Source organism: Paraglaciecola sp. (assembly GCF_030730205.1).
GTDB lineage: Bacteria > Pseudomonadota > Gammaproteobacteria > Enterobacterales > Alteromonadaceae > Paraglaciecola.
Map to the genome: position 1 here is coordinate 1 of NZ_JANQVQ010000240.1, position 12,491 is coordinate 12,491.

Genomic DNA, 12,491 nt, shown 5'->3' on the forward strand with positions numbered 1-12,491 from the left:
GCATACCGCAAGTAACCAAAAGTTTAGTATTTACACGGCGACTAAGTAGCCGCATCTGCTGCTTACTGTGGTTGATTATTTAAAGTACAGTAAGCCCGCATTTACATCCTGCTACTGCAGTCATTAAGATGAGTTAATCCTACTTTTATCCTTAAGTTCTGCACAATAACTGCACTTTTGCTTGCTAATCTTAGTCTTCGTTAATAAATAGACTAGGTTATGTGCGATGCTAAAATTATCAGATTTAACTCAATGCGTGCTGTTCAGCTCACTCGCTTTTATTTTAAGTGCTTGCGGAGGAGGTACCACAGATGACACCTCAGCACTTATAAGCCCAACAGCGTCCACCGATAGTTATTTTAATGCTGAATTTTTTATAGATGGAGCATTACTTGAAGACATCAGCACCCAAACCTGTACCTTATCTTCAGGCACTGTAACAACTTGCTACAAAGTCGTAATCGCCGGTAAACCAGCCAATCGCGACATAGGTCCTTTTTGTCCACCAAGTATTACCTCAGATGCCACCGAAGGCGGTATTTGGTTTGATGGCAGTGGTGAAGTCTATGACATTGACGGTGACTTTATCCTCAACCTTGACACCCTATATGGCAGTGGTTGGCAGTTATACGATGTCGCAACAGGTTTAGTGAATGTTACTAATACTCAAGCAGCTTGTGAAGCGGCTGCTAGGCCCAATGTGGATCCCGCCTACCAAAATTACTGCGTGCAATGCTCCTTAGACTACGTGGGAGGTGGCGTATCACAAACGTTTTTAATCCCCACCTCACCTGTTGCTTTAACTAACCCCGCTAATATCAATAGCGATGTTGGAGTCACTCTTGATGGTGTGGCCTTAGCACCAGCTGCGCCAGTCAACGCCATATTAGGTAATTATACAATTGCCGCTTTTGATGACTGCGGAGGACATGTTAATCCATTCGAAGGTTATCACTATCATGCGTCCACCGGCTGCACCGAGCTGAATTCACAAGCTGATGGACACGCAAGTTTGTTAGGTTTTGCTCTTGATGGCTACGGTATTTTTGCCATGTTAGACGCAAGTGGTTATGAAGAAACGGCGCTCGACGAATGTCGTGGCCACAGTGATGAAACACGAGGCTATCACTATCATTCTGCCAGTGCCGGCGAAAACATGTTTATCGGCTGTTTTCACGGTGAACAAGGCTCTATCAGCGAGACTCAAGGATGAAAACACCTTATCTGATTTTTACTTTATTGCTGAGTTTCCCCACTTTTGCGCACCAAGGTCATATTGATGATGCAGCCGTTCTTGCCTGCAACGATAAAAAGGTGACAGATGATTGTGAATACAAAAATCAAGTAGCTGATCGTTACAAAGGTAGCTGCCGCTTAATGTTGGAAACGCTGATATGTGTACGAAATCAACCGATTGAACGAGCAAATAGTATCTTTCACCCGATGACTGAATCAATGTCGATTACTGAAGGAGAATTTGTCACAGTCAAACAAAACCAGTAAGAAAATAAAAACTGAACAGTCATCTATGACTTTTGAAAGGTTTCTGCACAATCCTTTGTGCCTCTTGTAACTTGAATCAACACAACATTTGGAAGAACGATGAAAACGATTTATTGCCGTATTTTAGTACTTAGCTTAGTTATTTCCTCAGCGACTGTAATCGCCCAGGAAAAAAACAACAAACGAGGTCATAAACCACCACCAGAGGCAATTGCCGCATGTGAAGGCAAGTCGGCCGGTGACACTGTCAGTTTCGAAACTCCCCGCGGCGATACTCTTGAAGGCACCTGCCAAAAAATTGATGAACAACTTGTGGCTGTACCGGCTAATGGTGAGCGCCCCCCCGCGCCTAAAAAAGACTAGGAAGTAGTGAGGTAACGCCATGTTTAAGCTAAACCTTATGCATGATCTTAAAATTAACTGGAGTACCCAATATGCAAATAGACAGCACAAGCAGTCAATTGTTTACGGCAGCAAGTTCAGCTACTGCTGCGAGTCAACGCCCACCTCCGCCACATGGTGGTCCGCCACCAAGTGGCCCGCCGCCAGGGCTGGAAAACGCGGTATCGACCTTATCTGAGGATGAGCAAGACAGTGTTTCTGCAACTTTAAAGTCTTTGAGCAAAGAGCAACATGATGAACTAAAAAGTATCTTAGATGAGCTAAAAACCAAGGCTTCAACGCAGTCTGATGAAGAGTTGGGGCAGTCATTTTTAGCCGCTTTAAATAGTGTTTCTGGCAGTTCACTCCAAGCAAATAGTCAAAATATTATTGATACTTTTGCGTAGCTAACAGAGCTAACAAGAATTCATATGGGTCAAGGCAACTCAAAAATATTTTTGTGTTGCCTTTTTTAGCTTAAATTTATCATTTGTTGTTTATTACCTACTTATACGATATTCATTTTGAGATCAGGGGCAAAATTTGCTAATTTCAGCGCGTATTGACACAAACACATTGAATTTTAAAAGGGTAATCCATGTTTCGCCTTATCTTAATATCTATCTTATTCTTAGCCTCGACTACTTGTTTGGCTGTGGTAAAAGACGATGGCTCACAAATCCAAGCTGGTAATTATTACCCAAGGGTAAAATTTGAAACTTCAATGGGCGATATCATCGTTGAACTTAATCGTAAAAAAGCGCCTATTACGGTAAACAATTTTTTGCGGTATGTGCAAAAACGTAGTTATGAGGGCACGATATTCCACCGCGTGGTAATCGACTTTGTCGTGCAAGGCGGCGGTTATGATGAAAACTTTGCTGAACTGTTTTCCTATGGCAATATTTTTAATGAGTCAGGTAACGGCCTGAAAAATGAAAAATACACTATCGCCATGGCTCGGCAGGACGACCCGCATACCGCCAACCGTCAGTTCTTTTTTAATATGGAAGATAACGTCACATTAGATCCAGGACGCTATTGGGGATATGCCGTATTTGGTTCAGTTGTCGAAGGCTACGAGGTAGTAGACGCAATGTCATTGGTGCCCACACACGTTGATCCAACGTGGGGCTGGTCAGACGTACCAGTAGAAAAAGTCATCTTGCAGCGCGCGACTATTTTACCTATGGAGTTTTAAGCCAATCGGCTTTACTGAGTTCGAACAAATTACTGCCGGCATCCTTCTCATCCATATGGTGCAAACTTTTGAACACAAAACCGAGTTTTGCTAATAAGGCCATAGAAGGTTGATTATTTTTTGTTGTAATAGCCGCTAATAAAAGCACACTTGTTTTTTCAAACATATTATCAATGACTGCCTTTGCTGCTTCCAACGCATAGCCCTGCCCTCGGGCTTGTGCTAAAAAAGCAAAACCAAGATCCGGCATACTCAGATTGTCCCGCTGCAATAGGCCGCACAAACCAATTGGCCTCTGCTCGCTGAGCGTTTCAACCACCATCAAACCGAAACCATGTTGTCTATACATGGCATGAGGCCCTGTTTGGATATAACGTATGGCGTCCTCGAGATTATGGACGCCTTTGTCGCCAATATAGGTGAGCCAATCAGGCTCATTCACTAGCGCATAAATAAAATCCGCATCCGTTAAGCCTAATGAACGCAATGATAGTCGTGCGGTAACGAGGGTTTCAATACTGGGCATTTGACTTAATTGACCCCCACCATACAAAGCGCGATACACATAAATATCAGCATAATATGGGGATAGGCCACGGTAGGCCTTAAACCTTGATGTATATATTCACCGACCAGTGCTTTGCCGCTTGGGCGAGACGCAAGCCAACTTTGATTAAATTGAAAAGGCAATAAATTGGCCTGGTAATCACCACATATATTTTGATGAATCGCTTCTTCGACCACCAGTAAACGTTGGGCAATTCGATTTTGAAAGGTACACCAGATGGCATCTTGCAACCACAGTATCGCAATGATAACTAATGCCCACAAACCCGCGTGTAAGCTAAACCACAATAAGCAGCTCAAGGTTATGCTCACTAACTTAATCAATAAAGAGAGTTTTTCATAGCTGTCAGATTGATTTTGTAAAGTCTGCCACTCGTTTTGGAAAAGTAGTACCTTATCCGTTTGCATCGTTACCCCTAAGAAATAAAAAATTACGCATTTGCATAACCAAAGGCTAGTACCTCTGAAATCTGCTGGCAATCTAAAGCCAACATAACAAGTCGGTCTATGCCCATTGCCACGCCTGCACAAGCAGGCAAACCGTGTTGTAATGCGCTCAGAAAAAATTCGTCTACTGCAATAGTCGGCAAGCCTGCTTGTTGCCTTTTATGATTATCTACTTCAAAGCGTCTGCGCTGCTCTTTAACATCACTTAACTCGTTAAAGCCATTAGCCAACTCTACCCCCTTATAATAAAGTTCAAAGCGCTCTGCGACTAAAGGGTTTGTTGAATTAAGCTTAGCTAAAGCCGCTTGACTGGCTGGAAAATCATAAACAAAACACAGCGTATCTTGACTAATAGCCGGCTCAATATGCTGACTAAACAACAGGTTCAGTAATACATCAACGTCATTTTCATTTGCCGCCAGTTCAGCATAACCGAGTGAATCACATAAGGCTTTTAAGTTGTGCATATCATCCAGCAACGGATCAAAGTGCAAGATTTGTTTAAAGGCTTGTTGATACGTAAGGCGCTGTGCTTTGTCAGTGCCTAAAATGCTGCAAGCCAAGATCTCCACTTCATCCATCAGCATGTAATGATCGTAGTCAGGGCGATACCATTCAAGCATGGTAAATTCTGGGTTATGTAAACGTCCAGCCTCTTCATTTCTAAAAGCTTTGCTTAGCTGGTAGATCGCGCCACTGCCTGCACATAATAAACGTTTCATGGCAAACTCGGGAGAGGTTTGTAAATATAATTGGGTGACATTAGGGGAAAGAGGATCGTCAAACTGGCAACTAAAAGCGCGCAAATTGAGATCGGTGACACTCCCGTGGCATAAAGCCGGTGTGTCTACTTCTAGTACGTCTCGCTCATCAAAAAACTGCCTTATTTTTTTTAAGATGTCGGCCCGCTGGCGCAACACATCAATATTTGCAGACGGTTGCCAATGATTTGTTGGGTTCATGCTCATGACTCAAATATCTGACTATGGTGTTTTACTCACAAAAAAGCTCACCTAAGTGAGCTTTTTACCGACATAAAGCGGCGACTACTTTTGTACTCGCGACACATATTCTCCGCTACGCGTATCCACTTTTACAATTTCGCCCTGTTGAACAAACAAAGGTACTCGAACAACAGCCCCAGTTGATAAGGTTGCGGGTTTTCCACCAGTACCAGCGGTATCGCCTTTAAGGCCGGGATCGGTCTGAACAATTTCTAGTTCAACAAAATTAGGTGGGCTAACCGCAATGGGTGTGCCATTCCACAAGGTAATCGTGCAAAGATCATTTTCAACTAACCATTTAAGATTATCGCCTAATGCCTTAGAATCAGCAGCGATTTGCTCAAAGGTTTCATTGTTCATAAAGTGCCAAAATTCGCCATCAGTGTACAGATAGGCTAGGTCAGTATCCATGACGTCTGCGCTTTCTACGGTATCACCAGATTTGAAGGTTTTTTCGAGTACTTTATTTGAAATCAATTTGCGAATTCTTACACGGCTAAAGGCTTGGCCTTTACCAGGTTTAACAAATTCATTTTCTAGAATGTTGCAAGGTTCGCCGTCGAGCATGATTTTAAGGCCCGCTTTGAACTCGTTTGTGCTGATATTAGCCATGTGTCCTCGTGAAGATAAAATACTGAGTCAATAATTGTTGCAAATAATACCTAAAAAAATCATCGCTGTAGAGCATAACTGGCAAAAAGAACTCGCAATGGCGTTTTCAGACCCTATTACTCTACTTAATTACCTACAACTGCCCGCTGATGACTTTGCCGACGACATTAAAGCAAGGTCGCTATTTCCCTTGCGTGTGCCTCGTCCCTTTGCCGACAAAATGGTCAAAGGGGATGCCAATGACCCCTTATTTAAACAGGTTTTTACCAGCCAATTAGAATTCCAACAAGCCGCAAATTTTGTGGCCGATCCGCTGGATGAACATGAAAACGTACAACCGGGCATTCTACATAAATACAAAAGTCGTTTGCTAATGTTGATCCGCGGTGGTTGTGCGGTTAATTGCCGCTACTGTTTTCGTCGTCATTTTCCCTATGGGGATAACCATTTAAATCGCAAAGAATGGCGCACTGCCCTAGATTACATCAAAGCGGATACTCAGTTAAACGAGGTTATTTATTCAGGGGGCGATCCCCTAATGGCGAAAGATGATTTTTTGCAATGGTTAACCGAAGAAATTGCTGCCATTGGACACATTAAACGCTTGCGTGTCCATACTCGTTTACCAGTGGTGATACCCTCACGTGTCACCGATGAATTAATTTCATGGCTCACAGCAAGTCGCTTGCAGCCCATCGTGGTACTACACATCAATCATGCCAACGAAATTGATGATAAGCTCAAGCAAGCGGTCACAAAATTAAAACAGGCCGGCGTCACTTTATTAAATCAAGCCGTATTATTGAAAGGCATAAACGATCAAGTCGAGCAGCAAATCGCCCTCAGTGAAGCGTTATTTGCCAGTGGTGTATTGCCCTACTACTTACACCTATTAGATAAAGTAGCAGGCGCCAGTCATTTTGATTGCCCCGAAACGCATGCTCAAACATTAATGGCTGAGCTCATTAAAGCTTTACCCGGTTATTTGGTCCCCAAATTAGTGCGGGAGGTAGGTGGTCAGCCAGGCAAAACGCCCATCGACCTCCACTTAACTTAGCCAGTAATACAAGCTACATAAAAAGCGATTGTAGAGGCAGTCGCATTTTTATTACTGCTTTTTTATGTCATTAAGCGCGTCGCCACGTTGTCATGCTGCAGCCTTTAATGCCATAAAACAAAATGAATAAATAACAGGGCACCATCATCCAATAAGCATCAATTGGGCTGTAGTGAGAAGAAAGCACGCCAAACACCATGGGTAGAATCGCACCACCCGCAATTCCCATGATCAGTAAGGCTGAACCTTTGGCAGTAAAGTAACCTAAATTTTGTAAGGCCAAAGGCCACACCGCAGGCCATACAATGGCGTTCGATAAGCCCAATAACGCAACAAAGGCAACGGTATTAGGAATGGTTTGGATACCTAACCAGCCCCACAACATTTCAGACACACCGAAGTGGGCTGGATTTGAATAAATCACACAGATTGAAAATGCGATTCCTGAAAGTGCTGAAGCAATCAGTAAGGTTTTTTGCGAAATAAACCGCGGCGTTAAAAACAAGCCCAGTAGGTAACCAATTACCATAAAAAACATGGTAAATGAGGTCAATGAAGTGGCATTTTCAACGCCCAAGCCAGAGCCCAATAAACCAATGGTGTCACCGGCAATAACCTCTACACCTACGTAGAAAAACAAGGTAACGACCCCAAGAATCAAATGTGGAAAATGCAACACAGACGTTTTGTCTGAGTGACTTACTTGCAGACTCTGCGCTTCATGTTCTAAATCGAGCTCAGGTAAATCTGAAAAACGCAAGGCAACGGCAAGTAAGCTTAGCGCGATAGCCATACCCAAATAAGGCAAAATTAGGTTGTCTGACATGATGGTTATTTGACTTGCTTGTTCAGCAGGGCTAAGCAATTCAAAAGTTTTAGCGCTAATGCCTTCAAATTCACCCAAAATCAGAAAGGTAAAGATGATCGGAGCAAGCACACCTGCACCTTTGTTGAGGAGCCCCATGATAGAAATTCGCGCTGCAGCAGACTCTTGCGGGCCTACTTTCACTAAATAAGGGTTTGATGCTGTTTGTAAAATGGTAAGCCCTGAACCAACAACAAATTGCGCAAACAAAAAGATGCTAAAAGCTTGAGACTTAGCTGCTGGAATAAATAACAAACAACCCGCAGCGATAAGACCTAAGCCAATTGACATGGCATTTTTATATCCGCTTTTTTCCAGAATATACGACATAGGCAGCGCCATCACTACATAAGCAATATAAAAACTGAAGGCGATCAACATGGCTTGAATTTCACCAAGCTGGCAAACAATTTGTAAAAACGGTATCAACGCACCGTTTAACCACGTTATAAATCCAAAAACAAAAAACAGTGATCCTATGATGACTAATGGCATCCAATTGCCATAGGTTAATCGTGCTTGCATCGGCTCTTCCTTTTACATGTTATTATTATGTTGTTTTATGCCGTTCACCCAGCAGTGGGTAATCGATAACGCATCGTCGAGCAGCAACATATTAGCTTGCTGTCCCACGCGTAAATATCCCAAACGGTGCTGGGCATTAAGTAAATTAGCAGGCGTAGAGGTGGCCATTCTTAAACTATCTACTAACGGAATCTGTAAATCAAAATGACAGTTTTTCACCGCGCCAATCATATCAAGTGCCGAGCCAGCCAGTGTGCCATCTGGTAAGGTCAACTTTGACCCTTCCCGCTGAATAACCGTGCCCATATAAGGCAGTTGTTGCATATCACTGCCCACGTGCGCCATTGCATCGGTGACCAAAATCATACGTTGTGCGCCCTTACACTGATACGCCAGTTTAACGCTCAGTGGGTGGACGTGATGGTGATCAACAATAATACCGCAATAGGCTTGCTGCGCAGACAGAGCCGCTCCTACCATGCCCGGTTCACGGCTGGTTAATGGCGACATTGCATTATATAAATGGGTAAAACCAACTGCGCCGGCTTCTATCGCTTTGAGGGCGGTTTCGGCATCAGTATTTGAGTGGCCTAAAAAGACTAAAACACCACGTGCGCTTAACTCTTTAATCACATCCGGCGCAACGGTTTCAGGTGCAACAGTGACCACCACCTTACCCAAATCAGTACGGCTAAAAACCTGTAACTCTTTGTCTGTGATTGCGCGCACATACTCTGCACTGTGAATGCCGCGTTTAGGCAGAGATAAATGCGGCCCTTCAAAATGCACACCAACAATAATTGAATGTTGTGCAGCCATCACGCTAGCGATAGATTCTGCTGCCTCTTCCATCACGCTCAGTCTATCTGTGATCACCGTTGGTAGCATGGAAGTAGTGCCAAATTGCAGATGGGCCGTTGCCATGGTGTTTAAGGTGTTTACGCTTGGTGTACTATTAAATAAATCACCGCCACCGCCATTAACTTGAATGTCAATAAATCCGGGACTCACCAAACCGTCGAGCACTTCGGCCGTGTCACTAGCCAGACTATTGGCACGTAAGCTATTAATGAGGCCGTTTTTGATGGTGAAACTAACATTTACAAGTAGTTTTTCACCATCGAAAAAGCGCGCTGCAAAGTAATTGTGGGTCACATCTTTCATCGAGTTTGGGTCACTTTATTTAAACCAACGGGATTATCGGGATCGCAGCCCATTTGCTGAGCAATATGCTCAATATCCAAATAGAAACGCTGCATGATCAACAATGGCAAAAAACGCGGTGAGGTATCGGCATCAATAAAAGACAAGGTGCATACCTTGCCACCACGGGCTTTAATTTCGTCTATCTGCTCACTATGCGCAACAATACTTTCGTCAACGACACTGATATCGATAATTGTCATCTGTTTGTTTAACAAAGAAATAGGCCCGTGTAAAAATTCTGCACTACTGAAAGCTTCGGCTTGAATGGCGCAAATCTCTTTAATTTTGAGTGAAATCTCGCGGGCAATGGCGTAACCAAATCCTCGACCTAACACCACGCAATGGCGTAAATTTTGTAATACATCTAAGTGTAATTGCGGCTTCGAGGCCTGTGCTTGTGCCATTAAGGTCGGCAAAGTAGTCATGTGGCTCAAGAGTTTTTCGTCATTTTTCCAATGAGCCACAATATGTAAAATACTAAATAAGGTGCATAAATAGGTTTTTGTTGCTGCAACGGCTTTTTCAGGGCCCGCTAATAAAGGAATAAATACATCAGCAATGTCAGCGAGTGGCGACGCCTCATCGTTAACTAAAGCAACACATAAGGCGCCTGATGCTTTTGCCGCTTTTGCTTGCGCAAGCACGTCTGGGCTGCGACCCGATTGCGAAATAATAATCACCAAGGCTCGTTTTAGATCCAAAGACTTTCCAAAAATACTCGCGACCGATGGCGCTGCAGATGACACGGGAATACCTAATTCAACTTCAATCAAATACTTAGCATACACACCCGCATGGTCAGAGGTACCACGCCCCACAATATAGACATATTCTGGAGAAAAGGCGCGTATCTGCTTGGCCAAATTAAAATAGAGATTTGCGTGCGCCGCGGCATGTACGCGAAATCGCTCTGGCGTTTCACTGACTTCTTGAAACATTAAACTTTTTTTTGTGGTCATGATGACTTCTTCTTAAATAAGGTTCTGGCTAGTTGTACCGCACCTGTTTCTGGTGAGCATAGTGGTGTACTGAGTAAGGTTTGCGTCTGTGCATTAAAATACCCACAAAGGCGTTTAGCGATTGTGCCAATCATTGCGATGCGAGGGGGCTGGGTATGGTTAACCCGCTGGATAAGATGTTCTAAATAGCCCACCGCCTCACCAACAATAAGCACTGCATTGGCATCAGCTTGCTCATAAAACTTCAATACAAGCGGTGCAAATTGGGCGTATTCAGCAGGCGCAAATTTTAGTGCATGCCCTACAATATCGGTGGCGCTATGCGCATTGAAATGCTGAGCTATGTGCTCGGTTAGGCCTGACGGTATGCGCATCTTGTCTAAACTTTCAAGGGTATAAACCAAAGCCTGCCAGCCCAACCACGCGCCACTACCTTTATCCCCCAAGGGAAAACCATGGCCGCCCACAATAGTATGTTTTCCCCTTACCACCGAAAACGCCGATGAACCTGTACCGCTGATAATAATTCCACCGTCGTTGCCGCCATGGGCTCCTAAACAGGCAATGTGTAAGTCAGTGGTCAAATACATGTTGGCAAAAGGGTGTTGCCACTCTTCTATCAATAATCGGTATTTTGGAATATTAACGCCGGCTAAACCCAGCACAACAGAGGAGCGACTGAAGTCATCTTCACCCAATCCAGCTTGTTGTAAAGCGAGCAAACTCGACGTAAGAATTGATTGCTTGGCTACTTGGCTATCTCGCGCAGGATTGGCAGATCCCGATAATCCTTCGCCCAACAACTCACCTTGTGCGTTTTCTAAACGCGCTTGGCACTTGGTGCCACCGCCGTCTATACCAATAAAAAGTTGTTTACCTTTGTCCACGTTACCTACTCTTAACTGAAATTTTCAAAATACGGATGACTCGATTCACATTAAATTTTTATGAAGATCTGCTTTTTATACAGCACCCAAACCGGCACAAAACACAGACATAAAAACATCGCAATCCACAGCGCAGAGCTGAAAAAGGGGCTAATGCCAAGACTATGTGTCAACGTTTCATAGGCCCCCAGAACAGATAAGCCATGTATTTTTAGGTCGAGTAACTTTTCAAAAATAATGTGCAGAACGTAGGCAGTAATAGCATTGGCGCCAAAAACTTGAGCAACATAGGTAAAGCGGCGGTATTGCTTGATATCGGTACACCACATTAAAAACGCCAAGGACATACTCGCAATACCACCAGTAATGAGCACGAATGAGCTAGACCAGATTTGCTTAATGGGTAAAAACCATAAACTCCACATTCCACCTAGCAAAGCGCAAGCAAAACCAAATACAAATAAACTCATAACCAGATACGGTAAATCTTGCTGTTTACGAAGAATGATTTTACCCATTAGTACGCCAATGACGCCGGTGACAATAGCGGGATAGGTACTCAGCACACCTTCAGGATCCCAATCGCCGCGCCACAACATGCCTGGCAGATAAGCCATATCAAACCAATTGACGATGTTTTTTCCACGGAGCAACTGGCCAGCCTCCATACCAGGAGCGGGGACAAATAAAATAAATAACCAGTAGCTGAGCAAGATGAAAATACTGAGTTTAACCAACTGCGAGGTAGAGCAATACAAACATAAAAAGGAGCAAACTAAGTACACAATGGCAATACGCTGCAGCACGCCAAGCACTCTAATATCGCTAAAATGCAAATAAATCAGGTTAACTGCCATACCCAGTAAAAACATGATAATGCTTCGTTTAAGTACCTTCTTCATGATGGTGGCAGGATCATCAATACCGGGCTTAAAATTCTTTAAACCTAGGCTGATAGCAACACCTACGATGATGATAAAAAAAGGAAATACCACATCGGCAAACATAATCCCGTCCCAATAGGCATGAGAAAATTGCCCATAAGTGTTGGGACTGTTGACCATAATCATAAATATAATGGTCAAACCTCGAAATATATCTAAGGCAAAGAGTCGAGAGCTACTAGGTTTCATCGCTGTCCTTCTTAATATTTAACTCGCATATCATCGGCTACGCCTATTAACTGCCAGTGTTGCTTGTGCTTGCTACCTTACCCATTCAATGTCAACGTTGTCAAGGTTATTTATTCAGCGTTTAAGTGAATTATGCCACGCTAT

The 12,491-nt window shown here is 43.6% G+C and carries 15 protein-coding genes; 6 read left to right on the forward strand and 9 right to left on the reverse strand.

The features are described from left to right. The first annotated feature begins 226 nt into the window (after nucleotides 1-226). The 5 genes from NWQ57_RS15735 (at nucleotide 227) to NWQ57_RS15755 (ending at nucleotide 3,085) form a co-directional block, all read left to right on the forward strand. Entirely contained in the window at nucleotides 227-1,213 is a 987-nt protein-coding gene (locus NWQ57_RS15735) for a YHYH protein (RefSeq protein ID WP_306023113.1), read from the forward strand. Beyond that, the gene (locus tag NWQ57_RS15740; RefSeq protein ID WP_306023114.1) at nucleotides 1,210-1,503 is read left to right on the forward strand and encodes a hypothetical protein; all 294 of its coding nucleotides are present in this window, start codon (nucleotides 1,210-1,212) and stop codon (nucleotides 1,501-1,503) included. The genes NWQ57_RS15735 and NWQ57_RS15740 overlap by 4 nt, the downstream gene beginning before the upstream one ends. A gap of 99 nt (nucleotides 1,504-1,602) precedes the next feature. Then, nucleotides 1,603-1,866, forward strand: coding sequence for a hypothetical protein (locus NWQ57_RS15745; RefSeq protein ID WP_306023115.1), 264 nt, complete (start codon nucleotides 1,603-1,605; stop codon nucleotides 1,864-1,866). A 41-nt stretch (nucleotides 1,867-1,907) separates the two neighbouring features. Then, a complete protein-coding gene (locus NWQ57_RS15750; protein WP_306023116.1) occupies nucleotides 1,908-2,291 on the forward strand; it encodes a hypothetical protein in 384 nt (127 codons plus the stop codon). 191 nt (nucleotides 2,292-2,482) lie between these two features. Continuing rightward, the gene (locus NWQ57_RS15755) at nucleotides 2,483-3,085 is read left to right on the forward strand and encodes a peptidylprolyl isomerase (RefSeq protein ID WP_306023117.1); all 603 of its coding nucleotides are present in this window, start codon (nucleotides 2,483-2,485) and stop codon (nucleotides 3,083-3,085) included. Here NWQ57_RS15755 and NWQ57_RS15760 read toward each other — a convergent pair. From NWQ57_RS15760 to efp, 4 genes are all read right to left on the reverse strand, one after another. Then, nucleotides 3,072-3,611: a GNAT family N-acetyltransferase gene (locus tag NWQ57_RS15760; protein WP_306023118.1), complete on the reverse strand. Its 540-nt coding sequence runs from the start codon at nucleotides 3,609-3,611 to the stop codon at nucleotides 3,072-3,074. The genes NWQ57_RS15755 and NWQ57_RS15760 overlap by 14 nt on opposite strands. A gap of 5 nt (nucleotides 3,612-3,616) precedes the next feature. Beyond that, nucleotides 3,617-4,060, reverse strand: coding sequence for a hypothetical protein (locus NWQ57_RS15765; RefSeq protein ID WP_306023119.1), 444 nt, complete (start codon nucleotides 4,058-4,060; stop codon nucleotides 3,617-3,619). A gap of 23 nt (nucleotides 4,061-4,083) precedes the next feature. After that, nucleotides 4,084-5,067 (reverse strand): elongation factor P--(R)-beta-lysine ligase, encoded by a 984-nt coding sequence (gene epmA, locus NWQ57_RS15770; protein ID WP_306023120.1) that lies wholly within the window; start codon nucleotides 5,065-5,067, stop codon nucleotides 4,084-4,086. 78 nt (nucleotides 5,068-5,145) lie between these two features. After that, nucleotides 5,146-5,715 carry an elongation factor P gene (gene efp / locus NWQ57_RS15775; RefSeq protein ID WP_306023121.1) on the reverse strand — a complete coding sequence of 190 codons (570 nt, stop codon included), beginning with the start codon at nucleotides 5,713-5,715 and terminating at the stop codon, nucleotides 5,146-5,148. Nucleotides 5,716-5,749: 34 nt separating this feature from the next. Here efp and epmB point away from each other — a divergent pair, with 34 nt between their 5' ends. Further along, complete coding sequence (gene epmB / locus NWQ57_RS15780) at nucleotides 5,750-6,772, forward strand: EF-P beta-lysylation protein EpmB (protein WP_306023122.1); 1,023 nt, start codon at nucleotides 5,750-5,752, stop codon at nucleotides 6,770-6,772. A 70-nt stretch (nucleotides 6,773-6,842) separates the two neighbouring features. Here epmB and NWQ57_RS15785 read toward each other — a convergent pair whose 3' ends face one another. Genes NWQ57_RS15785 through NWQ57_RS15805 form a run of 5 tightly spaced genes read right to left on the reverse strand, consistent with a single transcriptional unit; the run spans nucleotide 6,843 to nucleotide 12,347 of the window. After that, entirely contained in the window at nucleotides 6,843-8,162 is a 1,320-nt protein-coding gene (locus NWQ57_RS15785; protein ID WP_306023123.1) for a sugar MFS transporter, read from the reverse strand. Between the two features lie 12 nt (nucleotides 8,163-8,174). Then, nucleotides 8,175-9,326 carry an N-acetylglucosamine-6-phosphate deacetylase gene (nagA, locus tag NWQ57_RS15790; RefSeq protein WP_306023124.1) on the reverse strand — a complete coding sequence of 384 codons (1,152 nt, stop codon included), beginning with the start codon at nucleotides 9,324-9,326 and terminating at the stop codon, nucleotides 8,175-8,177. Beyond that, a complete protein-coding gene (gene nagB-II, locus NWQ57_RS15795) occupies nucleotides 9,323-10,327 on the reverse strand; it encodes a glucosamine-6-phosphate deaminase NagB-II (protein WP_306023125.1) in 1,005 nt (334 codons plus the stop codon). The genes nagA and nagB-II overlap by 4 nt, the downstream gene beginning before the upstream one ends. Next, complete coding sequence (locus NWQ57_RS15800; RefSeq protein ID WP_306023126.1) at nucleotides 10,324-11,214, reverse strand: BadF/BadG/BcrA/BcrD ATPase family protein; 891 nt, start codon at nucleotides 11,212-11,214, stop codon at nucleotides 10,324-10,326. Before NWQ57_RS15800 ends, nagB-II begins: the two co-directional genes overlap by 4 nt. A gap of 50 nt (nucleotides 11,215-11,264) precedes the next feature. Next, the gene (locus tag NWQ57_RS15805) at nucleotides 11,265-12,347 is read right to left on the reverse strand and encodes an acyltransferase family protein (protein ID WP_306023127.1); all 1,083 of its coding nucleotides are present in this window, start codon (nucleotides 12,345-12,347) and stop codon (nucleotides 11,265-11,267) included. Between the last annotated feature and the right edge of the window lie 144 nt (nucleotides 12,348-12,491).